General features: G+C 37.4%; 19 protein-coding genes and 4 pseudogenes. 14 read left to right on the forward strand and 9 right to left on the reverse strand.

The window, feature by feature from the left end; genetic code table 11:
* From Q2T41_RS19705 to Q2T41_RS19715, 3 genes and pseudogenes are all read right to left on the reverse strand, one after another.
* Window positions 1–921 (reverse strand): annotated as a pseudogene (locus Q2T41_RS19705) (sigma-54-dependent transcriptional regulator); the annotation flags it as partial.
* A complete protein-coding gene (locus Q2T41_RS19710) occupies window positions 921–2,012 on the reverse strand; it encodes a sensor histidine kinase (RefSeq protein WP_089259215.1) in 1,092 nt (363 codons plus the stop codon). The gene Q2T41_RS19710 and the pseudogene Q2T41_RS19705, both read right to left, overlap by 1 nt.
* Window positions 2,013–2,126: 114 nt before the next feature.
* Complete coding sequence (locus tag Q2T41_RS19715) at window positions 2,127–4,505, reverse strand: TonB-dependent receptor domain-containing protein (RefSeq protein ID WP_304436310.1); 2,379 nt, start codon at window positions 4,503–4,505, stop codon at window positions 2,127–2,129.
* Between the two features lie 198 nt (window positions 4,506–4,703).
* On the opposite strand from Q2T41_RS19715, the gene Q2T41_RS19720 reads away from it, so the two are divergent.
* Together Q2T41_RS19720 and Q2T41_RS19725 are read left to right on the forward strand one after the other, a co-directional pair.
* Window positions 4,704–5,711: a sensor histidine kinase gene (locus tag Q2T41_RS19720; RefSeq protein ID WP_304436311.1), complete on the forward strand. Its 1,008-nt coding sequence runs from the start codon at window positions 4,704–4,706 to the stop codon at window positions 5,709–5,711.
* Window positions 5,708–6,415, forward strand: coding sequence for a LytR/AlgR family response regulator transcription factor (locus tag Q2T41_RS19725; protein WP_304436312.1), 708 nt, complete (start codon window positions 5,708–5,710; stop codon window positions 6,413–6,415). The genes Q2T41_RS19720 and Q2T41_RS19725 overlap by 4 nt, the downstream gene beginning before the upstream one ends.
* Before the next feature lie 12 nt (window positions 6,416–6,427).
* Here Q2T41_RS19725 and Q2T41_RS19730 read toward each other — a convergent pair whose 3' ends face one another.
* Window positions 6,428–7,852, reverse strand: a complete 1,425-nt coding sequence (locus Q2T41_RS19730; protein WP_304436313.1) for a DUF1593 domain-containing protein — start codon at window positions 7,850–7,852, stop codon at window positions 6,428–6,430.
* Between the two features lie 298 nt (window positions 7,853–8,150).
* Between Q2T41_RS19730 and Q2T41_RS19735 the strand changes: the two genes are divergently transcribed.
* The 7 genes and pseudogenes from Q2T41_RS19735 (at window position 8,151) to Q2T41_RS19770 (ending at window position 16,456) form a co-directional block, all read left to right on the forward strand.
* Window positions 8,151–10,916 carry a helix-turn-helix and ligand-binding sensor domain-containing protein gene (locus tag Q2T41_RS19735; RefSeq protein WP_304436314.1) on the forward strand — a complete coding sequence of 922 codons (2,766 nt, stop codon included), beginning with the start codon at window positions 8,151–8,153 and terminating at the stop codon, window positions 10,914–10,916.
* Between the two features lie 296 nt (window positions 10,917–11,212).
* Complete coding sequence (locus Q2T41_RS19740; RefSeq protein ID WP_304436315.1) at window positions 11,213–13,306, forward strand: family 16 glycosylhydrolase; 2,094 nt, start codon at window positions 11,213–11,215, stop codon at window positions 13,304–13,306.
* A gap of 416 nt (window positions 13,307–13,722) precedes the next feature.
* Window positions 13,723–14,753: pseudogene (locus Q2T41_RS20945) on the forward strand (DUF1593 domain-containing protein).
* Between the two features lie 63 nt (window positions 14,754–14,816).
* Window positions 14,817–15,014: pseudogene (locus Q2T41_RS20950) on the forward strand (hypothetical protein); the annotation flags it as partial.
* Between the two features lie 98 nt (window positions 15,015–15,112).
* Complete coding sequence (locus tag Q2T41_RS19760) at window positions 15,113–15,880, forward strand: DeoR/GlpR family DNA-binding transcription regulator (RefSeq protein WP_304436319.1); 768 nt, start codon at window positions 15,113–15,115, stop codon at window positions 15,878–15,880.
* 26 nt (window positions 15,881–15,906) lie between these two features.
* Complete coding sequence (locus Q2T41_RS19765) at window positions 15,907–16,359, forward strand: hypothetical protein (RefSeq protein ID WP_304436320.1); 453 nt, start codon at window positions 15,907–15,909, stop codon at window positions 16,357–16,359.
* Window positions 16,328–16,456, forward strand: coding sequence for a hypothetical protein (locus Q2T41_RS19770; RefSeq protein ID WP_304436321.1), 129 nt, complete (start codon window positions 16,328–16,330; stop codon window positions 16,454–16,456). The genes Q2T41_RS19765 and Q2T41_RS19770 overlap by 32 nt, the downstream gene beginning before the upstream one ends.
* Before the next feature lie 505 nt (window positions 16,457–16,961).
* Here Q2T41_RS19770 and Q2T41_RS19775 read toward each other — a convergent pair.
* The 3 genes from Q2T41_RS19775 to Q2T41_RS19785 form a co-directional block, all read right to left on the reverse strand.
* On the reverse strand, window positions 16,962–17,135 hold the full coding sequence (locus tag Q2T41_RS19775; RefSeq protein WP_304436322.1) for a hypothetical protein: 174 nt from the start codon (window positions 17,133–17,135) through the stop codon (window positions 16,962–16,964).
* Between the two features lie 174 nt (window positions 17,136–17,309).
* Entirely contained in the window at window positions 17,310–17,438 is a 129-nt protein-coding gene (locus Q2T41_RS19780; RefSeq protein ID WP_261375075.1) for a hypothetical protein, read from the reverse strand.
* Window positions 17,439–17,604: 166 nt separating this feature from the next.
* Window positions 17,605–18,867 (reverse strand): 3-deoxy-D-manno-octulosonic acid transferase, encoded by a 1,263-nt coding sequence (locus Q2T41_RS19785; protein WP_304436323.1) that lies wholly within the window; start codon window positions 18,865–18,867, stop codon window positions 17,605–17,607.
* Between the two features lie 90 nt (window positions 18,868–18,957).
* On the opposite strand from Q2T41_RS19785, the gene Q2T41_RS19790 reads away from it, so the two are divergent.
* The 4 genes from Q2T41_RS19790 (at window position 18,958) to Q2T41_RS19805 (ending at window position 22,898) form a co-directional block, all read left to right on the forward strand.
* Window positions 18,958–20,112, forward strand: coding sequence for a DegT/DnrJ/EryC1/StrS family aminotransferase (locus tag Q2T41_RS19790; RefSeq protein WP_304436324.1), 1,155 nt, complete (start codon window positions 18,958–18,960; stop codon window positions 20,110–20,112).
* A 43-nt stretch (window positions 20,113–20,155) separates the two neighbouring features.
* Window positions 20,156–21,172: a UDP-glucose 4-epimerase GalE gene (galE, locus tag Q2T41_RS19795; RefSeq protein ID WP_304436325.1), complete on the forward strand. Its 1,017-nt coding sequence runs from the start codon at window positions 20,156–20,158 to the stop codon at window positions 21,170–21,172.
* Window positions 21,173–21,248: 76 nt separating this feature from the next.
* Window positions 21,249–22,520, forward strand: coding sequence for a metal-dependent hydrolase family protein (locus Q2T41_RS19800; protein ID WP_304436326.1), 1,272 nt, complete (start codon window positions 21,249–21,251; stop codon window positions 22,518–22,520).
* Between the two features lie 24 nt (window positions 22,521–22,544).
* The gene (locus Q2T41_RS19805; protein ID WP_304436327.1) at window positions 22,545–22,898 is read left to right on the forward strand and encodes a hypothetical protein; all 354 of its coding nucleotides are present in this window, start codon (window positions 22,545–22,547) and stop codon (window positions 22,896–22,898) included.
* 31 nt (window positions 22,899–22,929) lie between these two features.
* Here the strand turns inward: Q2T41_RS19805 and Q2T41_RS19810 are convergent, their stop codons facing one another.
* Both Q2T41_RS19810 and Q2T41_RS19815 read right to left on the reverse strand, forming a co-directional pair.
* Entirely contained in the window at window positions 22,930–24,033 is a 1,104-nt protein-coding gene (locus Q2T41_RS19810) for an acyltransferase family protein (protein ID WP_304436328.1), read from the reverse strand.
* 46 nt (window positions 24,034–24,079) lie between these two features.
* Window positions 24,080–24,595: an alpha-ketoglutarate decarboxylase gene (locus Q2T41_RS19815; protein WP_304436329.1), complete on the reverse strand. Its 516-nt coding sequence runs from the start codon at window positions 24,593–24,595 to the stop codon at window positions 24,080–24,082.
* A 116-nt stretch (window positions 24,596–24,711) separates the two neighbouring features.
* Here Q2T41_RS19815 and Q2T41_RS19820 point away from each other — a divergent pair.
* A pseudogene (locus Q2T41_RS19820) lies at window positions 24,712–25,024 on the forward strand (2-oxoglutarate dehydrogenase E1 subunit family protein); the annotation flags it as partial.

The following is a 25,024-nucleotide window of genomic DNA, read 5'->3' on the forward strand; positions in this document are numbered from 1 at the left end:
AACGGTTAACCGATAATAGAGGTCTTCCCTAAATTCATTTTGGGCTATGGCCTCTTGAAGGTTACTGTTGGTTGCCGCTATGATTCGTATATCTACTTTTTCTACTTTACGAGAACTATTTTTGTAATTTCTTTTTCTTGAATGGCCCTTAATAGTTTGGTCTGTACGGAGAGTGGTGCCGTACCAATTTCATCCAGAAAAAGTGTACCCCCTTCTGCTGCCTGAAAAAATCCATTTCGGTTTTCATTGGCTCCGGTGAAAGCTCCTTTTATATAACCAAAAAGCTCCGCTTCCAATAAATTTTCGGTATGGCCCCGCAATTGACCGGTATAAATGATGCCCTGGAAAATGTTCCTGAATAATGAATGGCCCTAGCAACCAGCTCTTTACCGGTGCCGCTTTCTCCATTTATCAAAACGGTTGCCTTGTTATCTTTTACCGGTCAATGATATCCGTTATTTTTTGAAAGGCGGGGGAAGAGCCTATCATTTCTGCATACCCCTTGCCCTTATGTGGAATGGTCAATGCTTTAGGGGCATCTTTTCTAATTTTGCCCTTTAATGATTTGTCTACGGCCTGTTTTAGTTCATCCTTGGTAAAAGGCTTGGTAAGATAATCCGTAGCACCGGATTTAAAAACTTCTAGGGCGCCGTTTACGGATGGGTAGCCGGTAATGACCAATTTTGGAATATCTGGATAATGCTCGTCTGCAAACCGTACCAATTGTAAACCGTCAACTTCTGGCATCTGGATATCGGTTATCAAAAGGTCTATAAATGTATCTTTTAAGATATAGAGCGCCTGTTTAACGGATACCGCCTTAAATATGTGATAGTCCATAGACTGTAAATGCCGTTGTAACAACTCTAGAATATCTAAGTCATCATCTACAAGCAATATATTTTCTTTGCGCAGTGCCATTATGGTAATTTAGGAAAAGATATGGTAAATATAGTGCCTTGGGGATGGTTCTTGCCATGCGTTATGGTACCCTTATGACTACTAATGATGCCATGTACGACACTTAGTCCCAATCCTGAACCCTCACCAAGGGGCTTTGTGGTAAAAAATGGTTCAAAAACCTTGTCCTCGTTTTCCAAAGCAATTCCCGAACCTTCATCGGTAATACGGAGGGTTATATACTTTGTTCCTTTTTTTAGGTTAATTTCAATTTTACCTCCTTTTGGTGAGAAATAAATTGCGTTCATGATCAAATTAAACAGTACTTGGGTCAACTGTACATTATCTGCACGTAATGCAATGTCCTGATGACTGAAGGATTTGACCAATTGAATGTTTTTTGTCCGTATAGAGGGGCCCAATAAGTTCAATACATCCTCTATTAAAGGAATAACTTGTATTACGTTCATTTGCTGTGGCATTTCACAAGCAAAAAACATTAATTTTTTGACCACTTCACGGCTAAAAATAGCATTGTCCACAATTTTATTAAGATCGCGCAAAGCGTCGGTATCGGTAATACGTTCCTTTAAAAGTTCCGTAAACCCTAGAATATTGGCCAACGGCGTATTGATCTCATGGGCTATACCAGCGGTGATCTCCCCTAAAATATGTAGTCTATCCGCCCTTTCAACCTGTCTTTTTATAGCGGCCTCACTATCATGTACTTGTTTTCGTTCCAATAGATTGCCTACGGCCAAAGCTACATTCTCAAGCAGTTTTTCCTCTTCCACCAAAAAATCGGTCTGTTTATATTTTTTCTTTGGATACCCCACTTTAATAAAACCGGAGACTTCGTTGAATACCCTAATATTAGATTTAAGGTATACCATTTCATTATGGTATCCATCTGTCTTAATATCATAATCGCCACTTTGCAACAACACTTCGGTATCATCTTCAAACTGCCATGCCTTTTTCAAACAAAATGTAATCGCCTCTAACGAAGTGTGCAACTGACTGTAGTCTGAATTTACTATGATGGAAGTTACTTCGTATAGGCAAGTAAGTTCCTTAATACGCTCCTTAAGTTTTGCTTCTGTGCTTACCATTTCAATCCTAATAGAAGTAGTGAAGTTCCTAAATATTTCTATAGAATTAAAATTTTAAGTCAAAATTGGCACTTACCTAGGAATATAATTACAACCTATGATTATAAGCATTCTTTAAAAATGTTTCTGACCGGAAAATTCCATTGCCTCACCTTTGCCAAAGCCAAAACTAACACCAAAGGTTATAAAACGACCTTGCTGGCTAAAATCCCTCAAATAAAAGCCAGGTTGGTTGGTAATGCTTTCTCTTATACGGGAAGCAAATACATCTCTAACGCTAAGGCTCAAAATGGCCTTTCCCTTAAAAATCTTTTTGCGCGCCCCAAAATCCATAAATAGATTGTCCGCAATTTCCTGTTGCAACGTTCTATAGCCAGATTGGTACTGGCCTATAAATTCCAAATCAAAGTCTGCCGGTAACTTTACTTTATTGGTCAATCTGGTAGACCATTGGTCGCCTTTAAAATCAAACGAATTGCCTTCAAAGTCACCATCTCTTTTAAAACTACTGTAATTAAAGTCATTGGTAAAGGAAAGCCAGTTGGTAGGTATGTATTTTGCATTGAACTCAATTCCTGTTGTATTGTTAATACCAATATTCTCCGGCCTGGAAATACTTACATTGTCCTCAAACGCTACAATACGTTCTACAACATCTTCCGTATGCCTATAAAAGACACCAAAGTTCATAGAAACCTTACCAATTTTATAAATACTTGTAATCTCATAACTATCGGTAAATTCTGGCTGTAAATTAGGATTTCCGGTGCGTATGCTAAAATTGTTGCGAATATTGAAAAACGGATTCAAATCCCACATTCTAGGTCTAAATATCCGCTTTGAATACCCTGCCTGTAATGATAGGTTGTCACTGAATTTATAGGAGGTATGGCCACTGGGAAATAAATTATTATAGTTCTGGTCATTGCTTTCGTTGGTATTCCTTAATAGGGTAGCAAGGTCGGTATCCTCAAATCTAAGCCCTAATTTAAGCCCCCAAGCATCACTTTCATAAGCCGTAGTGGCATATATGCCCAATACTTTTTGTGTCCATTCAAAAACATTGGTCAAATCTGGATTTTCAATAAATCCTGTACCGTCAAAATCACTAATGGCAAAATCATTTTCAACATCGTTTATTTGGTACTGTGCCCCAGTTTCAAGGGTGTATTTTTCTGCCCAAGGGTGTGTGTAGTCTGCCTTAAACGTATAATCCGCTTGACTAAAATCCGTACGGGATCGTTGTTGCATATCATCACCGGCACCAAAAACAATGGTATTGATGAAATCTGATGACTGGTCTTTGGCAAAAAGGTTTCCTGTGGCACTCAAAAGTAATGATTGCTCCTCATTGCCCTCAAAGTCTTTTTTGTATTGGAGCTCATAGGAGTATTTTGGGTTGGTGGCCGTTGTAAGTTCGTTACGGTTAAATGCATCCGTGCGCTCATTAGAGGTGTCAAAAGTACTGAACAAGGCATCTGAAGTTTCTTTTTCCCATTCATAAGCAAAATTTCCGGATAACGTAATTACGTTCAAATCATTGATATGATAGTCGGTGCCTAGGATGAGATTGAAAAAGGTTTCATTTTTATCGCTTTCCCCATTACTGGTAATATATGTGTTGTCCGATAAATTGCGGTTTTCTGTTTCATTATCGCTTGGGAAGGTTCTTCGGCCAAATCCCATTTGGCTAAATAGGTTAAATTTTTCTGTGCGCCTATTTAAACTTAAACCTATACTGTGATTATTGGGAACTCCCGTATTTAAAGTAACTGCGCCGTTTAAACCTTTTTTTTCCTCTTTTTTCAATACTATGTTTATAATGCCCGAAGTACCTTCCGCATCATATTTCGCGGACGGATTCGTAATCACCTCTATGCGCTCTATCATATCTGCTGTCAATGTCCCCAAGGCGTTGCCCTGTTCATTGGCAATTACCGAAGGTTTGCCGTTGATCAGCATTTGTACTCCTTGACTGCCCCGTAAACTAATTTGTCCTTCAATGTTCACATTAACGGAGGGGACATTGTTCAATACTTCTAACGCGCTTGCGCCAGTACTGCTCAAATCTGCTCCTACATTGAAAATTCTTTTGTCTAACTTAAATGTGGTCTGTGATACCTCTCCTTCTACGACGACTTCATCTAATTGTTGTGAATCTTCTGCCAAGGTCACCGTTCCCAAATCTATTTTTGCATTATTTATTTGTGGATTGTCATATTGCTTTGTGGTAAAACCAATAAAACTTACTTCAATGTAAAAATTTTGAGCATCGGTTTCCAGAATAAAGCTCCCATCCTCTAAAGTGGTGGTTCCTACTATTGGTTTCTGATCTTTGGGATTACCTACTAGCACCGTTGCGAATTCAATTGGTCCGCCACCATTTTCCTCAATGACCTTACCCGTTATGGTCGTTGTAACTTCCTGTGCAAAGGTGAGCGGACTTCCAATAATGAAACCTAGAATTATAATTATTAAAACTTGTTTACGCATAATTTGAGTTGATTTTAATCAAAGTTGGTGTAAAGATTACATTAATGAAATTAATTTTCTGCAAACGACCTAGGTTATAGTGCAAACGACATTTTTAATTATTGGTGTTTACCTTGCTAATACTGTCGATGGCGGTTTTATTAACGGTTATTTTACGTAATTGGGTATTTTTAATACATGGGGCCAAAATTTTCATTTTTGAACAGTATTTCAAAGGAAGTTATATTTCAATTGGTACTACATATCGTATTGTTCTTATTTTTTTCTTTTGATAAGAACCAACCGGAAATACCCGCATTTAACATCTTTGCCTTTTTAAATTATGCATTGGGCGCTTTACTTATCAATTATATATTGTTGCCCCGTTTTTTTTATACTAAAAAATATCTTTTGTTCTTTATATTGGTAATGCTTGTCATAGCTGTTATAATAATGGTGGAGGAGTTGGTGTTGGAGCGTATTTTTTATCCATTTTCAAGAGGTCAACATTTTCCCGGTATCGTTTATAGTTTGCTAGACGTTATGCCCGTTATCCTTATTCTGGCAGGTTTTAAGTTTGCCTGGGATGCCTCTAAAAAACAATTGGAGGTTGAAGAACTGCGAACATCCGTTGTTCAAAGTGAACTCCTGTTTTTAAAGTCCCAGATCAACCCACATTTTTTGTTCAATAATTTAAACAATCTTTATTCGTACGCCATTGAACAGTCCCCAAAAACTCCTTCTATTATTTTGGAGCTTTCATCTGTATTGCGTTATATGCTGTATGATTGCAAAGAGAATTACGTAGGCCTTCAAAAGGAAATAGCCCACCTTAAAAATTTTACAAAGCTTAATGAAATGCAGATAGAGGAAAGGGGTAAGGTTTCCTTTAGCATGCACGGCAATACAACAGAGTATGTCATTGCGCCTTTAATACTATCGGTCTTTATAGAAAATGCCTTTAAACATAGTACCGCTAGTCAATCTGACAATATTTTTATCGACATTAACATAGATATTAATGAAAATGGCATGTTGAATTTTGAATGTAGAAATTCCTTTTTGTCACTGGCGAATACGGAAAATCTATCTAGCGGAATAGGATTGAAAAATGTAAAAAAACGGTTAGAGTTGCTTTATTCCAATGCGCACGATCTACATATCCAAAATGAGCAGGATGTTTATTACGTACATTTGAAGTTACAGCTAACAAGGGCAAAATTATGATCAATTGTATTATTATTGAAGATCAACCACCGGCACAGCGTGTGCTAAAAAAGTACATTGCCGATTTTGGAAACATGGAGTTAAAAGGCACATTTGCAGATGGGCTGCAGGCATTGGAATTTTTAAAGCGTACAGCTATTGATTTAATTTTTTTGGACATACACTTGCCTAAAATTTCTGGAATTGAATTTCTAAAGGTGCTTAAGCATAGACCCAATATTATCTTGACTACCGCATTTGCGGACTATGCCCTTGAAAGTTATGAATATGATGTAGTAGATTATCTTTTAAAACCATTTTCCTTTGAACGATTTGTGCAAGCAGTTTCCAAAGTGCCTACAAAGAATAATACCCAAATGGCAAATTCTTTAAAAGATAAGGAAGAACACGCTTTGGAACATATATTTATCAAATCCGGTTATGAACATATAAAGGTTGATGTGTATGACATTGAATATATTCAGTCCGATGCCGATTATACCGAAATAATTACCAAAACACGCAAATATTTATCCCAAGAACCCTTACGGTATTGGGAAGAGTTTTTGGGCGCGAATAGATTTGTACGTATCCACAAATCCTATATCATCAATATGGCCAAAATTCACAAGATCAATGGCAACCAAGTTTTTCTAAAGGGCGGCGTTCATTTACCTCTTGGGCGGGCGTATAAGGAGGGTTTTATGGCACTTGTCCTGCAGTAATTGTATTTCCGACTATTTGGGTAGTACAGTAACCTTTACACGCTTATATCTGCTTAGAGATGGCGAACCCTTGTCAGAAACCTTAACGATAAAATGCAGGGTTTCTTTTTTTGACACTTCTGGCGCGGTCAAGTTTACTAAATGTACATTATTGGCCCCCATGTTTATCACCTTTTTATAGGAGCTAATCTCAGGATACTGGAACCATAAAAAGCTTAAATTATCACCATCTGGATCGGTAGAATCAAAAGCATCCAACATAAAGCCCTCGCCGGATTTTACGGTTAGCTCGTCAGGATGGGTCAATATTACGGTCGGTGGATGGTTGGCTTCTTCAAAGCTCATTATGGACCAATCCATACGGGCTGCAAAGTCATTTTGAAAATCATCCCTCCAGCGCCATAAAGTTTCCTTATAACCTGTAAATGTTATTGTGTCCGGTCGTACCGATCTACCGTAATCCTTGGGGACATGCGGCGTGTAGCTATCAATGGCATTGGTCCAAATTGGTCTGGTTTCTGGCGCTATGGTTACAATTGATCCTCCTTCTTTGGTCTTTGAAAAATCTGGCTTGTACAATTCATAGCGACCTCCCCAGCCACCAAGTTCCGGATGTTCGGCAATATTAAGTCCATTGGGTATCAAGGAAAGGAATGCCGGGGTGTCTCCTTCAACGCCCCAGGCAACATCAGGATAAATGGTGCCCAACGGTCCATGGTTTTGTTGAATGTTATCGGCAAGCCATTTGTTGCTAATTGTGGTGTTATCAATACCTTTTATATAGGCATTAATTCCTGTCCAGGTTGCTTGGCTATATTCATCACCCGGACTAACGATATAGAATAAATCCGGAAAATTGTTCCGAATCCAAATACCGCTGTCATCTTGATCGGATATCGTATACACCCTTAATTTTGAAATAAGCCGCTTTGCCTCTTTGGCACTTTTAGTGTTCTTGATTTTGTGTAAGGATTGGGCTAAGGTGTTAACGCCTCCCCAAACGGAAATCCATAATGGACGGTCATCTTTTTCCTCCAGAATTTTAATGATCCAATCAGAACCTTCAGAGTCCATACCCGGTCCTACGCCGGTCATACCATATTTTGGTAAGCCATTTTTTACTAGAGCGTTCAAGGTGGATGCGGTTGGATAATTTTTATCATGGTTTAGTAGGTTTAGGTGTACTTCATCATACGCTTTAATAATTTTCCTTAAAGATTCCGGATTTATTTTATGCTGTAGCCAACAAGATGTAGTCGCTACCATACCCTTAATATCAATTTCATTGGTATATAGGAACAGACGAACAAAAGACTGTGTGTCATCTGGATCTGCCTCAATATCCGAAAGGATAATTACACGTTCCTTTGGAAGCGACTGACCAATGCCAAAGTTTGTAAAATTAATAATGGCAAAAAATAGGAGTATCTGTTTCATAAGTTGATTCTAAAGGTGACGCCTTTATTGGTTGTGGGTAATGTGTCTTACCGTAATCCTCAAATATAGTAAAACAAAGTAAATGAAAATAATCGTAAATAATAACAACTCATTGGTTTCTATTTATCCGGTTAGTTTATTGTATCCAATTTAAAATCAAGTCTGTAATTCCCGTCATTATTTTGACTAAAAATCATTAAAGGTTGGTCTGGTTATAAAAATCTTATATTTAAGTCTCACTAAACAATGTAGTCCCCTACAAATGGTATTAAAACCTATATTTTGGTTTCTCCTATATATGGCAATATGGGGCGTTAAGTCGCAAGACCTGCCGCCAATTCAAAACTATGCACCTTTAACCTATGCAGCAGGTAATCAAAATTGGGGCGTATCACAGGGCCAGGATAAGAGTATTTATATTGCGAACAATAGCGGGCTGTTAATGTATAATGGAACGAAATGGGTATTATATCCATCCCCAAACGGCACCCCTTTAAAATCCGTAAGGGTTATTGGTGACCGTATTTATACGGGTTGTTATATGGAATTTGGATATTGGACAAGAGATGCATTAGGTCAACTGGAGTATGTTTCCATTTCTTCAAAATTGACCCAGCCTATAGAAGAGGATGAGCATTTCTGGACCATTACACAATTTAATGATTGGGTACTGTTCCGTTCCTTGGACCGCATCTATAGTTATCACATTAAAAATGGTACTATTGATATTATAAATGCCAAAACGACTAGGGCAACATTATTTGAAGTCGATAGAAGAATTTATTTTCAAAGCATTGGAAAAGGACTATTTACCGTGGAAAATGGCAGGTCTGTTTTGGTGTCCGATGATGATATTTTAAAAAATGATATTGTAATTGGTGCATTTTCGTTTCAACAAGCAATTTTATTGATTACGGAGCAACATGGGTGTTATTTGCTCAGGGGCAATAAGTTGGAAAAATGGGCAACGGCCAATGATTCTTTATTACCTAACATAAAAGTTTATAGTACTTTAAAATTGCACGATGGTTCTATTGTTTTGGGTACCATTTCAAAAGGACTATTTATTATCGATAAGCGGGGTATAGTTACCGCGCATATAGACCAGGAACAAGGTATTCATAACAATACTGTTTTGTCCATGTACCAAGATATGGACAAAAATTTATGGTTAGGACTGGACAATGGACTTAGTGTAATTAATCTTGAAACGCCATTTAGGGAATATGTAGACCATGTGGGCGAGTTGGGTGTGGTTTATACGGCAATTTTATATAAGGATGTTCTTTACTTGGGCACTAACCAGGGGTTGTTTTACAGGTCCAATACGGATAAATTTAAACGTATTGAAGGTACACAGGGCCAAGTTTGGTTGTTGAAGAATATTGACGGCACCTTGTTTTGTGGGCATCATACCGGAACGTTCGTTGTGAGGGAGAATACGGTTGAGAAAATTTCCGATTACCCTGGTACATGGGATATTCATCCTATGCCCGGTACTGAGAATTTATTGTTGCAGGGAAATTATGAAGGTTTAAGTGTTTTGAAAAAAGTAGGCAATGATTGGACTTTTGAAAATGTAATTGATGGATTTGAAAGTTCAAGTAGGTTTTTTGAATTCGTAGATGACCATCAAGTATTGGTAAACCATGATTACAAAGGTATTTTTGATGTTAGGTTGAATTCAGATTACACTAAGGTTTTGTCCGTAAAGCAAAAAGATTCTAAAGGTACGGGGTCTAGTTTGGTAGCCTATCATGATGATTTAATTTATACTACTGTCAATGGGGTTTTTAAGTACGACAAGAACGGCAATGAATTTCTTAGGGATACAGTTTTGAACAGCAAATTTTTTGAAAATGACGATGCTATTATTGGCGTACTTAAACCAACGGATAATAACGAAAGGTTATGGGGTTTTTCCAATGATAATATCATTAATGTATCTCCCGGTATAATGAACGGCAGTCCGGAACAGGTTAAAATACCCATTCCAAAATTTTTCAGAAACGGTATGGGAGTTGTGGGTTTTGAATCTATTGTGGGTCTAGGTGACCAAACCTATTTAATAGGTACTTCAAATGGTTATGTTACCCTTAATTTGGATAAAGTTTTGCCAAAATCATATTCAGTCTCAGTAACTTCGATTTCCAAGGAATTTTATGATGCGCCTAGTATTCATATACCTATAAAGGATAATACGCTATTTGATTATACCGAGAACAACCTGAAATTTCAATACAATGTTCCTGAATACGACAAATTTACCGAGGTTTATTACCAATATAAATTAGATGGATTATATACGGATTGGAGTAGCTGGTCAACGGTACCGGAAGTCTCTTTTAAAAATTTACCATTTGGGAACTACACCTTACAGATAAGGGCTAAAGTTGGTAATGCACTTGTAGATAATGTCGCTACGTATAATTTTAAAATTGAAAGACCTTGGTATCTTTCAATTTATGTAATAATTATATATGTATTATTGGGTCTACTCCTTTTAATAGTGGTTCATAAGCTATATAAAAGCTTTTACAAAAAACAACAAGAACAAATTTTAAAAGCGAACAAAAAACGGTTAAAGAGAAAAAAGTTAAAGGCGCAAAAGAAAATTATTCAAATTAAAAACGAACAGCTGCAAGATTTGATAGAAAGCAAAAATAGGGAGTTGGCTATTTCTACTATGAGTATTATCAAGAAAAATGAATTTCTAAATGCAATTAAGGATAAATTAAAGGATGGTCCGGTAAATGCACAGATTAAATCGGTAATAAAAACAATAGACCGGAATATAAACAATGAGGATGATTGGAAATTCTTTGAAAATGCATTTAATAATGCGGATAAGGATTTTCTAAAAAAAATTAAAAGCCTTCATCCTGAACTGTCCTCAAATGACTTACGTCTTTGTGCCTATTTGCGTTTAAATTTATCTTCTAAGGAAATTGCTCCGTTATTAAATATATCGCTTAGAAGTGTAGAGGTAAAAAGATATCGTCTTCGCAAAAAAATGAATTTGTTACATGAAGAAGGACTCACCGATTATATAATGAGTTTATAATTCCACATCAAAAGCAAAATTCACCACAACATTACCACAACAACTGTTTTAAAACTTCTCATAATTTATATGGCAATATTCCTTGTTTTGTGTATTTTATTGATGATTTTATTTATTTGACCGTTATATTTTGAGATGTATGTTTTTTGTAGGGGTAAATTTTTAGGATTTCATAAATATGACTATTAATTTGCAGTTGAAACTATTATAAATATGACCTATACCGGAAATGTTTTCATTATTGGTCTAATGGTAGTTTAAATAGTACTTATTAACTCCAAAAAACAAATTAGATTATGAAAAACTTAATGTACATGTTTGTGGCATTACTTATGGTGTTCGTCAGTTGTGAGGACGACGATAGCTTTGATCCTGGACCGCTTTCTAACCTTGCGGTAACATCTCAAGTAAGTGATGATGGCTCAGGAATTGTCACTTTTAAACCAACCGCTACCGGTGCTAAATCATATACCTATGATTTTGGTGATGGTACCACTGGAGAGTCCTTAACTGGATATATCTCTAAAACATATTCTACTACTGGTGAAAATACCTATACCGTAACTGTTACGGTTATTGGATTTGATGGTTCTACCCTAACGGAAACCTTACAGGTTACGGTGGATGTACCTGCTATGAATTCAGATTTGGTCAATTTAATAACAGACGGAAGTTCCAAAACTTGGTTTCTTGCTGCTGCGCAGCCCGGCCATTTGGGCTTGGGTCCGGCTAGGGAAGGAATTGATGGTGATTGGTGGTATCCTAAATGGTATTCTGCCCAAGCATTTGAGAAGTGTGGAAGTGAAATATCAGATTGTTTTTGTGATGACGAATTGACGTTTACCGTTAATAGTAGTGGTGAGGTAACTTATGTTTTGGATAATAAAGGTCAAACATTCTTCAATGTTGGTCATAAAGCTGTTGTTGGTGGAACCGCAGATGAGGATTACTGTTATGATTTTGATACTAGTGGGGAAAAAGAAGTGACTTTTTCTGCGGTTGAGGGCAATGTGCCAGAGGCCGAAACAACTGGAATGCAAATGGAATTTTCCGATGGTGGTTTTATGAGTTATTATGTAGGTTCTTCAACGTATGAAATTTTATCGCTCAGCGAAGATTTGCTTTATGTTAGAACATATGATTCTATGAATCCTGACCTTGCATGGTATATTCGTTTTACGGCTGCTCCTTCAACAGGTGGGGAAGAAGAGAGCTTAGAGACTATATATACCAATTTGGTCTGGTCAGACGAATTTGATACGGATGGAGCTCCGGATCCGGCTAATTGGACGTTCGACCTCGGTGCAGGTGGCTGGGGAAATGGCGAGGCACAGGAATATACGGATAGTCCTGAAAATGTAATTGTCGAAGATGGTGTGTTAAAGATTACCGCACGTGGCACCGGTAGTGGTGGTGGTGTTCAATATTATTATGATGATGTTACCTTGGTCGCGGCCGGTGGGTCTACTTCAGTGGTGCAGGATTTTGAAGGTGCAGCGCCAGTCTTCACGGATTTTGGTGGGGCGGCAACAGCTGTCATAGAAAACCCTGATGCCTCTGGCGAAAATACATCTGTAACGGTAGCTGAATCCACAAAGAATAATGGAGCCGAAGTATGGGCAGGTTCGTTTTTTGATGTGGATGCTGCTTTAGATCTTAGTACATATACAAATATGGAAATAAAGACTTGGTCTCCGGCAGTTGGGGCAGTGGTTAGATTAAAACTGGAAAACCAGGCCAATGCCCAAGAATTTTATGAGGTAGATGCAACAACATCTGTAGTAGAAAGTTGGGAGACACTGTCTTTTGATCTAAGTGCTGCTCCGGCCTTTACATATGATAGGGTGGTATTGTTTTTTGATTTTGGTGAAAGTCCAACTGGTAATGCTGCGTACACCTCTGCAAGGATTAAATCTGAAAACTTGTTTGAGTTTACGTATGGTAGGGTTGAAATTAGGGCAAAACTGCCTTCTGCCGGCGGTACGTGGCCAGCTTTATGGGCTCTAGGAGCTAATTTTGATGAAGTAGGTTGGCCAGCATGTGGTGAAATTGATATTATGGAACACGTAGGTAATAATAGCAATACCATTAGTAGTGCTTTGCATTATCCTGGAAACTTTGGAGGTACTGCCGTAGTGGGGGCTACTTCTGTTCCTACTGCTACTACGGAATTTCATAATTATACCGTAGAATGGACGCCAGATAGTATAAAGTTTGTTGTAGACGGGGAAATGGTTCATAATAGCCTGGTGAATTCTGATACTACACCGTTTAATAGCGATTTCTTTTTAATTATGAACATTGCTGTGGGCGGCACACTTGGTGGGGCAATAGACCCTGCTTTTACAGAAGATACTATGGAAGTGGATTATGTTAGGGTCTACCAATAGTTAGCACTAATTTTAATAATTAAGCCATTGAATTTAATTCAATGGCTTTTTTTGTATTTGATATCGATTGAACTGTGTAATGCCATCTTATCAATTTAATTTAAATATTGGTATTAAACACTTTTGTAGAATAGATTAATAAAATCAAGGAATAAAAATAAAAAGAAAAAAAACGAAAAAAATAGTAAACAATATTGGTATTTTTTAATATTTTCGTTTGTCCGTCATCACTATTAAGACAGTAATTAGATTGTCAAAGATGATTTAACGTAATTATTATGAGACATCTTCGCTTTGGTTTCTTTGTTTGTTTAAGCATGCTGTCACCGTTTGTAACGGTTATGAAAGCCCAGTCCGGTACAGATAGGCAAAGGGTGTTGGTGCTTACCGATATTGAGAATGAACCGGATGATGCCATGTCTTTGGTAAGGTTTTTAACGTATGCCAATCAATGGGATGTTGAGGGATTAGTGGCAACAACCTCCGTACATCAAAAAAATGAAATTGCAACATGGCGTATTTATGAAATCTTGGATGCGTATGCAAAGGTTAGGAAAAATCTATTGCTACATGAACCTGACTATCCAGAAGTAGATTATTTGAGGTCGGTCGTAAAGGAAGGTCGTGCGGATTATGGAATGAATGCCGTAGGTGAAGGGATGGATTCTGAAGGTTCAGAATGGATTATTAATGTGGTGGATAAGGATGATGAGCGCCCTGTGTGGATCCAGGTATGGGGAGGGTCCAATTGTTTGGCTCAGGCATTATGGAAGGTAAAGCATACACGTACGGAAGCGGAACTAAATAAATTTGTTTCTAAAATCAGGGTCTACACCATATCCGATCAAGATGATAGTGGGCCATGGCTTCGAAAAACATTTCCAGATTTATTCTATATCGCTAGTCCTGGTTTTCATGCTTATGGGGGGTATCACCATGCTACATGGACCGGTATAAGTGGAGATAAATTTCATGGGCGGTTTGCCGGTGCGGATTTTGAAATCGTAGATAATCCTTGGCTGGACCGGCATGTACGAAGTAAAGGTCCCCTAGGGGCGGAATATCCCCATATGGATTATCTAATGGAGGGCGATCCCCCAGTTTTATGTATTTGATAAACAATGGTCTTGGAAATCCCGATCACCCAAATTGGGGAAGTTGGGGTGGTCGGTACGAGTTGTATCGCCCTAGAACAGAAAAATGGTTTTTGGAACCAGAAACCAGGCCTTTATGGAACAATGCGCAGGATGAGGTTGAAGGTAACGACGGTAGTTGGCATACCAATAATAAAGCGACTATTTGGCGTTGGAGAGAAGCTTATCAAAATGATTTTGTTGCCAGAATGGATTGGACCATAAAACCTTATGAACAGGCAAATCATCCCCCAGTGGTAAAAGTGAGCAATAAAAAAATGATTACCGCTAAGGTGGGGGACCGTATAGATTGAAATGCGGAAAACTCTACTGATCCAGATGGTGATACATTATCGTTCAAGTGGTTCTATTATGGTGAGCCTGGCACTTTTACCAAATCTTCTGGAAGAACGGCTATACCGGTTAACATAGAAAATGACCATAGCGCCAAAGCTTATTTGGTCGTTCCAAAAGGTGCCCGGTTGGGAACAATGCATGTCATTTTAGAAGTTACGGATCAAGGAAGTCCTGCCCTTACAAGATATGAGCGTGTAATTATTAATGTAGAATCATAATCGTCAAAGTTAAAAAGTAAAAATAATCCTATTGCAAAATGCGGAATCTAAGCAGGTAAGTTTGTTTATATTTATGAAAATTTACTATTTATAAAAATATGGCATACTTACCGAATAAAAGAAGGGAGAAGATTATTGAGTTCTTAAATGAAGATGGTTCCGCAAAAGTAGTGGACCTCGCTAAATTGTTTAAAGTGACCGAGGTGACCATCCGCCAAGATCTGGAAAAGTTAGAGGCTCAGGGTTTGATTATTAGAGAGCATGGTGGTGCTTTTTTAAAGAATATGGGGGACCAGGTTCGCAATTTCTCCTTGGTCAACCAAGAGAACATGGAATTGAAAGAGATCATTGCGCAAAAGTGTTTGGAATTCATTGAGCCTGGTGATACCATTATTTTGGATTCCGGTAGTACTACAACGGAAATAGCAAAAAAACTTGTAGGCTATAAAAACCTAACAGTCATTACAAATGCATTAAATATAGCAATGATGTTGGGAACGGAGCCGGATATTGAAGTAATTATGACCGGAGGGGAATTTAAGCCGCCAACGTTGTCCTTAACAGGCCAGAAAGCGGCAGATTTTTTCAAGGGATTAAATGTGCAGAAGCTGTTTTTGGCCACGGCAGGAATTTCATTGAAAGCAGGGCTGACCTACCCGAACATCAGTGATTTAGTTGTAAAAAAGGCCATGATAGATGCCGCGGATATAACGTATTTGGTTGCAGATAGCACTAAAATAGGTAAAAGTGCCCTTGCTAGTTTAGGTGCACTATCCTTGATAGACTTTATTATTACCGACTCGGGAATGGAGGATAAGGGCAAGGAAGTGTTTAAGGATAATGAAATTGAAGTGATTTTGGCCTAATTGCCTTGGTTATAAACAAATTATAAATGAATAGTAAATCATCAATGTTAAGTATTGGCATAATTATCGGTAATCGTGATTTCTTCCCGGATAGTTTAGTGGAAAAAGCACGTGTGGAAATCATAGAGGTATTTTCAAAATTAAATTTAAAACCTATTTTATTGGATAGTACCGACACCAAACTTGGCGGTGTAGAAACATTCAAGCAAGCTCAAAAATGTACTGAGCTTTTTAAAAAACATGCCAATGAGATTGTTGGGGTATTAGTACTGCTGCCAATTTTTACAGATGAAAAAGGTGTTGCAGATACGCTTAAACTATCAAATTTGAATGTTCCTGTTCTAATACAGGCATACCCAGATGAACTTACTAAAATGAATGTTGTTAACACTAAGAGAACTTCGGGTAGATGGAGGTATTACGGCCAATGGTTTTTTAATGCAATTTTTGGCAAATGTACTGCAAAGACCGGTTACTAATATTGTAATTTCCGATGTTTCTGCAAGGGGTGCGGCCCTGATCGCCGGTATGGGTGCGGAATACTGGAAAGAAATTAGTGATCTACCTAAAGCTTAATTTTAATGCTTTAAAAAATACGAGCCTACAATATTGAACAAAGACATGGTGTCTGCGTATAAAACTTGGCAAAGATTATTAATTAACAAGAAAGAATAGTGGTCATATCTTGCTATTTCATAGTGACTATAGTTTGTTCAAATAAATGCTTTTAATCTTATTAAAAAGTGAAATTATTTCTTAATTTCATGTTAATTGGTGTATTTTTGGGTAAAATAGCACATAAACTGGATAAATATATTGATTTATAAAAAATATATGTTTTAAACCTTTGTCATGTATAATTGCTAAGAATTTAAAACATGAAAAATATAAAATTTTATCCAACGGTTTGGCAAACAATTCCTTTCTCCTTAGATATGTTAGATATTTGGAAGAAAAAAACCAAGAAGAAAGCAAAAGTAAAGAATTAGGTCAATGACCATAAAATAACAAAATGAAAAAGCCCCTGTTAAGGGGCTTTTTTAATGTAATTTTTTTAACAATATGGGCTATGTGTTAAAAGTTAAACAATCCCTATAAGGGCTAAAAAAGATCCTACCGCAACTACCGCCAAAAATGCGTTCATTGCAATAATGAGAATGGATAGATAAGTATCTACCCCCGTTTTAAATGATAAATCGTTCATAACATTACCTACTTTAAAGTTATATATCTTAAAGTTAGCCGATATTTCCAAATTTAATCGTGTAAATGTTGTAAAGTCCTACAAATTAGATGTAAAGCCTTACTTTATTGTGGTGAGATGAAATCTATATGGTACATAAACGGAGATACGTAGCATTATATCGAACTTTTGACCGAAGCTCTTAAATTTTAGCTGGGTAGATTATCGTAATAATGGCTAAATTTTTTAAATCCATCCAAACCAGTCTGCCAATCCTGCAAGGGGTATTGCAATTAAAATACCTATCAGGCAGGCAATCATCAATTTTAAAAATCCATTTAGCATTTTAACTCCTGCTGTAATTTCTTTTTCCATGATCATAATTCTATATTTCTGTACTCAAGATATGAATTATGGGCTAAGTTGCTGTGGAATAAGTGGATAAATCGACCAAAGTTGAAAATTATCTTTGTAAAGTAGTATTATGCAAAAAGCATCCATAGGTTGATCTATATATTTTTCATCGACCTATTTTTAAAGATTATCCTTCCGTTTTAAAAACATTATTTAGAAGTAAGGGATGTATTGTTGCCATAATTTTATCGGTAGCTCCGCTTTCCTGATGAATGAATTTTTTATTAATTGATCCTGTATTCTTGCGTAGGTCAATATCTTCAAAAAAACGATCTACGTTGAATTTAAAATCTTTAAAAGTGTGTACGGGGAGAACTCCTTTAGCCGCAACTAAATTTTCAGCTTCAATAAATCCTTTATAATGAGGCCCAATGAGGACCGGTATGCCAAAAACCGCAGGTTCCAATGTATTGTGTAATCCTGTGGCGAAGCCTCCGCCCACATATGCAATGTCCGCATAACTGTATATTTTGGTAAGTAATCCTATGGTATCTATAATAAGGACATCATAGTCTTGTATTTGCGCGTCTTTAAGTTCTGAATAACAAATTGTAGGTTTCAGTATGGCCCTTTTAATTGAATCTATATGGGAAGCTTTAACGGTATGTGGGGCAATAATGAATTTTATGGGCAATTTACTTTGGTTGATATAGGCGGTGACGAGTTCTTCATCTTCTGGCCACGTACTGCCACCTACGAAACAAAATTTGCCCTTTGTAAAGGTATCCATGAAAGTCAAATTATTGTTGCGTTTTAGTATTTTCATAACCCTGTCAAATCTTGTGTCTCCAGTTATACTAACATTGTTATGGCCAATTGAATACAATAAGGTTTTTGAATCTGTGTTCTGAACAAAGAAATGCGTAAAATTAGCAAGTGCTTTTCGCATAAACGATCCGTACTTTTTAAAATAGATCTGCTCTTTTTTAAACAGTGCGGAAACTAAAATGGTAGGTATATTCTGTTTGTTCAACATCCTTAGATAATTGGGCCAAATTTCATATTTGATAAAAATGGCCAACTCCGGATTCACCGCTTTAATAAATTCTGAGGCGTTATGTTTGGTATCTATTGGTAAATAGCAAATGACGTCAGCAACGTTACTGTTTTTTTTGACTTCATAACCAGAAGGGGAAAAAAAACTAAGAACCAATTTATGTAAAGGAAAATCCTTTTTTAATTGCTCTATGATTGGTAACCCTTGTTCAAATTCTCCCAATGATGCCGCATGTATCCAAATAGTACGATCGTTCTTGGCGATGTTATTTCTTAGTAGCGTTATACTTTTTTTACGACCGTTTACAAAAAGTGCAAGTTTGGCACTAAAGGGTGCTGCCAGTGCCAATAGACCGGTAGCGATAATGCCGATAAGATTGTAGAGAAAGGACAAACTGTTACTTTTGCGCTAAATTACGTTTCTTTCGATAAAATTAGTGTCGGCCGTTTCGTATTTTTGTAAGACTTCACGTAATTCCATAGAATGAAAAAGATACAAATGGTAGACCTTAACGGGCAATACCAAGAAATTAAGGAGCAGGTAAATACAGCCATTGCTGAAATTTTGGAAACCTCTGCATTTATCAACGGCCCAGAAGTTCATGCGTTTCAAAAAGAACTTGAAGATTATTTAAATGTAAAACATGTCATTCCATGTGCCAATGGTACGGATGCTCTTCAGATTGCTATGATGGGTCTGGGATTAAAGCCCGGTGACGAGGTCATTACAGCAGATTTTACATTTGCCGCCACTGTAGAGGTCATTGCACTTTTGCAGTTAACGCCTGTTTTGGTTGATGTTTATCCAGATACTTTTAATATTAATGTTGAGGCTATTGAGAAGGCCATAACTCCTAAAACAAAGGCAATTGTACCTGTTCATTTATTTGGTCAATGTGCCAATATGGATGCTATAATGGCTTTAGCCAAAAAGCATAATTTATATGTAATTGAAGATAATGCACAAGCAATAGGGGCAAAGTACTATGCCAGTGACGGCACTAAATATATGGCTGGTGGCATAGGGCACGTAGGCGCCACCTCTTTTTTTCCTTCCAAAAACTTGGGTTGTTACGGGGATGGTGGTGCTATTTTCACTAATGATGATGATTTGGCACACATAATTAGGGGTGTTGTAAATCATGGTATGTATGAAAGATATCATCATGATGTGGTAGGGGTCAATTCTAGGTTAGATGCTATCCAAGCTGCTGTATTACGCGCAAAATTACCCAGGTTAAATGGTTATTGCGAATCAAGAAGAAATGCGGCACGTGCCTATTCAAAGGCATTTGAAGGTCAAAAACATATTATTACGCCAAAAACGGTTACCCATTGTGAAGGTATTTGTGACATCTGTGAATGTCATGTATTCCATCAATATACCTTACGTATTACGAATGGTAGGCGAGATGCTCTGGTTCAATATTTAAACAAGAACAATATACCTTGTGGTGTCTATTACCCTATTCCCCTACACAGACAAAAGGCATATGCAGATGAGCGTTATAAGGAAGAGGATTTTCCGGTAACCAATCAATTGGTTACGGAAGTCATTTCCTTACCAATGCACACAGAATTGGATAGTGAGCAGATTAACCATATTACGGATATGGTTATCGGGTTTGTTAACGAATAGCAATCAGGTTTCTTACTTTTGAACAACGCAGAAATAGAATTAAATGAAAATATTAGTTACAGGTGGATTAGGTTTTATTGGTTCTCATACCGTTGTTGAGCTTCAGGAAAAAGGGTTTGAGGTGGTCATTATCGATGATTGCTCCAATTCTGATGAACAAGTTTTAAACGGCATTACGACCATTACAGGTAAGAGGCCGGAATTTGAAAAGATTGACCTAAAGGAGAAGGATAAAGTAGAGGATTTCTTTAAAAGACATCAAGATGTAGCAGGTGTTATACATTTTGCGGCGTCCAAAGCGGTTGGTGAAAGTGTTGAAAAACCGCTATTATATTATGAGAACAACATAGGTACGTTGGTCTATATTTTAAAGGAACTGTGCAAGAAGAACAAGGCTAGCTTTATCTTTAGTTCATCCTGCACGGTTTATGGACAGGCCGATAAAATGCCAATTACGGAAGACGCACCGGTAAAGGTCGCAGAATCCCCATACGGCAATACCAAGCAAATGGGCGAGGAAATTATAGCGGACACCTGTAAGGTAACCCCTGGACTAAATGCCATTGCCCTAAGATATTTTAATCCTATGGGTGCACACCCTAGTGCTGAAATTGGAGAATTGCCAAAAGGTGTTCCACAAAATTTGGTGCCCTTTATCACGCAAACAGGTATTGGACTAAGGGACCAACTCGCTGTTTTTGGTGATGATTACCCTACCAAGGACGGTACATGTATAAGAGATTATATTTATGTGGTCGACCTGGCAAAAGCGCATGTGGTAGCCCTGGAGCGTTTATTGGATGGAAAAAATGCTGATAATTACGAAGTGTTCAACGTGGGCACGGGTACAGGGAGTTCAGTCTTAGAGGCTATACAAAGTTTTGAGCGTGTATCCGGAAAAAAATTAAATTATAAAGTAGTTGATAGGCGACCTGGCGATATTACCACTGCATATGCGGATACTACAAAGGCAAATGAGATTTTAGGTTGGAAATCTGAATATACTTTGGATGAGGCCATGAAATCTGCATGGGTATGGGAACAGAAGATAAGAGACTGAATTTAATGGATTTTGCACTAAAAATAAGGGGAAATATAGCTATATTTCCCCTTATTTAATTTATATCTCGCTGCATATGAAAACTATTTTTACATTTTTATCATTATTGACTTTTGCATTGATCAATGCCCAGGATACCTATTTACAATGTGGAAAAATCGTGGATATTGAATCTGGCAAGGTACTGTCGGAAAAGACAATTATTGTATCGGGAAACAAAATTAAGGGAATAGAAAATGGATTTGTTACGGGGTCATCCTCAGATGAACTTATTGACTTAAAGGATAAAACCATATTACCAGGTTTTATTGATATGCATGTACATATTGAGAGCGAGTCCAGCCCTTCGCGCTATTTGGAAAGATTTACCAAGAACGAGGCAGATGTTGCTTTTCAATCTACTGTCTATGCAAAAAGAACTTTAATGGCCGGATTTACTACCGTTAGGGATTTAGGTGGATCAGGGGTAAATATCTCATTAAGGGATGCCATAAATAAAGGAATAGTCGTAGGACCAAGAATATTTACTGCCGGCAAGTCCTTGGCAACTACAGGGGGTCATGCAGATCCTACCAATGGTACGCGTAAGGATTTAATGGGTGATCCAGGGCCAAACGAGGGGGTCGTTAATTCTCCCGAAGATGGAAGGAAAGCGGTTAGACAGCGCTATAAGGATGGTGCGGATGTAATTAAAATCACTGCAACTGGCGGGGTATTAAGTGTGGCAAAAAATGGACAGAATCCACAATTTACCCTTGAGGAAATTAAGGCGATTACAGAAACTGCAAAGGACTATGGTATGCTTACCGCTGCTCACGCCCATGGAGATGAAGGTATGCAAAGGGCAATAAAAGGAGGTATAAAAACCATTGAGCACGGCACCTTAATGTCTGAGGAGACCATGGGCTTAATGGTGGAATATGATGCTTATATGGTACCAACATTATCCGCTGGAAAGGAGGCTGCTAGATTGGCTGAAATTCCAAACTATCTGCCGCCCGTAGTAGCCAAGAAAGCTTTGGAAATAGGTCCTAAATTAGAAGCGACATTTGCCAAAGCTTATAAGAAGGGGGTTAATATTGCTTTTGGTACGGATTCCGGAGTATCGCCACATGGAGAAAACGCAAAGGAATTTATATATATGGTCAAAGCAGGTATGCCAATTATAGAATCGTTAAGGTCTGCAACCATCACCAACGCCAAACTGTTAGGAGAAAGTAAATTAGGTTTGATAAAGGAAGGTTTTATTGCGGATATTATAGCGGTCAATGCTAATCCAATAGAAAATGTGGAAACCTTGACCAATGTAATATTTGTTATGAAAGAGGGTGTAATCTATAAACAATAGCCGCCAAGCTATAGATTGTTTTTAATGAGAATTAATGTAAATAATAGCACAGAATTATTGCAATTGACCAAAGAGCAAAAATTGCAAGGGCAATTACAAAAACAAATTAAAAAGGATTTTATCTTGGCCAATGTTCCTTTACAAATATCATCTGATGTTGAATTAAAGGCGTATGTTTCCATTATAATGGAAAAAGTATACGTTTTGTTAATGGAGCGTTTTCCAGATTATCTTAATTTGTTGTATGTCATAGACGTTCCGGAACGCGATTTTAAGCATATAAAAATTACAGATCCGGTTGAGGTTGCCGCCCAAGTCACCTTTTTGATTCTAAAACGGGAATACCAAAAGGTTTGGTATAAGAATACTTATCAATAGATTATACCTTAATATATAGTATTTAAGCTTCCTAAACTTTAATGTAAATTCCTTTTTTGTCCATTATATATCCTATCAACCAACAGGTCAACATAATCCATAAAGCAAATAATAACGAGCCAAAATAATTGCCGGCAATTGAGATAAAGATATTATCGGCTATCCAATTATAGGCCGTAGTACCAGTAGTTTTTATTTCTGCCAAAGAAATTATAAAGAGTTCGGACAAAAGATAGATGAACAGCGTATTTCTTCCAAACACTTCAAAAAAGTAGGTCCATTTGCCCGGTTTTGACATATCCAATAAATACATTAGGATAGCGATAATGACAAGGTCTATACCACATGTTAGCAATACAAAGGAGCTTGACCAAAGTTTTTTGTTGAATGGTATTATTTGGTGCCAAGAAAATCCTGCTACAATCAACAGTGCCGCTATCATAAGAAGTTTGGCTACCGTTTCAAAATGCTGTCCTTTATTTTGAATGAATTTCCCTGTTAGGTATCCTGCAATAACGTTTACAACGGCAGGCAAGGTGCTTAACAATCCTTCAGGGTCAAAAGCCACCCCTCCGTTGCCGTGATACATATGGCTAGGGCCAATAAGCAATTTGTCCAGTTTTAATACGGCATTGCCCGTCAATGTCAAATCGCCAAATACCACCAGTATTACATTATATATTATGAGCGAGGCGAAGCTGAAGATAACTACCGTTCTTGTCTTGAAATAATGTATTAGCACGGCAGCAATTAAATAACATAAAGCAATACGTTGTAACACTCCAAAAATTCTGGTTTCGGATATTGGTTTTAAATGTCCGTCTTCAAAAAAAGGAAACCAATACATTAGAAAGCCTAAAAGAAATATAATAGCAAAGCGTTTAAAAATTTTCTTTAGAAATGCCGCATTTCCCATGGTTTGGTATTTTTTCATGCTAAAGCTCATAGCATTTCCCACAACGAATAAAAAGGTTGGGAAAACTAGGTCGGTAAGGGTAAATCCGTTCCATACGGCATGTTTTAAAATCCCAAAACTGGTATCCCCATTTCCGGGGGAGTTTACTATGATCATTAGGGCTACATCCATACCCCTAAATACGTCTAGGGAAAGATACCTATTTTTTAATGTGTTCATTTTGGTTGGTTTGGTTGGTTTGGTTGGTGTTGAAAGGTAAATAAAATTAAAAGTATACTCGAACAAATGGCATCAATGCGTTTGCATATATACTTTTTTGTTCGTTGAACAAAAGGTCATAACGTAGGCCAACAGTAATATTACGTGTACTGTAACCGGCGCCTATGAAAAATGCGGGAAGCCAATAATTATCGGATATACTGTTTGTAGAAGTGGCAATGGTACGGTTTATGCGTAATTGTTCGTATTCAGTGGACAATTGTAATTGAGGAATTGGGTTGTAAAGAGATAGCATGCTACCCCCATAAGCCAAGAACTTGTTGTCGTTGAATTTGGAATAGTTGAAATTTAAACTTGTACCAGCGGCCAATTGGTCGGTGAACTGGTAAATTGCACTTGGGGAAATTGATCCATTAAAGCCATTGTTAGTGAAACCTAGTCCTATTCCGCCTCCAAACCTTACATGGTTCCAAAAATCGGAGTTTTTAACGGAATTTTGGCTGTTACAAAAGTTGTAAAAAAGAAGAATTATTCCCGTAAACATTAATTTTGACACCCTCATTAACAGATTTTGTTTTAAAGTTCAACTTTTTTCAATAATACATAACATTCTTCCGTTAGATATCGTAAATGTTGTATTTTTGTTCAAATTTATTCTAAATATACAGAAAGTAATTCATGGATAAATATTCCTTTTTGAATACCGCCCATACCTCTTTTTTTTCAGAGTTATATGATAAGTATTTAGTGAATCCAGATAGTGTTGAGCCAAGTTGGAGGGCTTTTTTCAAGGTTTTGATTTTGGAATGGAAACCTCTTTGGATGAACTAAGTTTTGATGAAAATCGAACCACTGTTATGGTCAATGGGCCAAGAGTGAAATGCCGCAATCCTTGCAGAAAGAATTCCAGGTCATTCGTTTGATCGATGGGTACAGGGGTAGAGGGCACCTCTTTACCAAAACAAATCCGGTGAGGAAAAGAAGGCATTAC

The organism is Maribacter confluentis (assembly GCF_030505015.1).
GTDB lineage: Bacteria > Bacteroidota > Bacteroidia > Flavobacteriales > Flavobacteriaceae > Maribacter > Maribacter sedimenticola.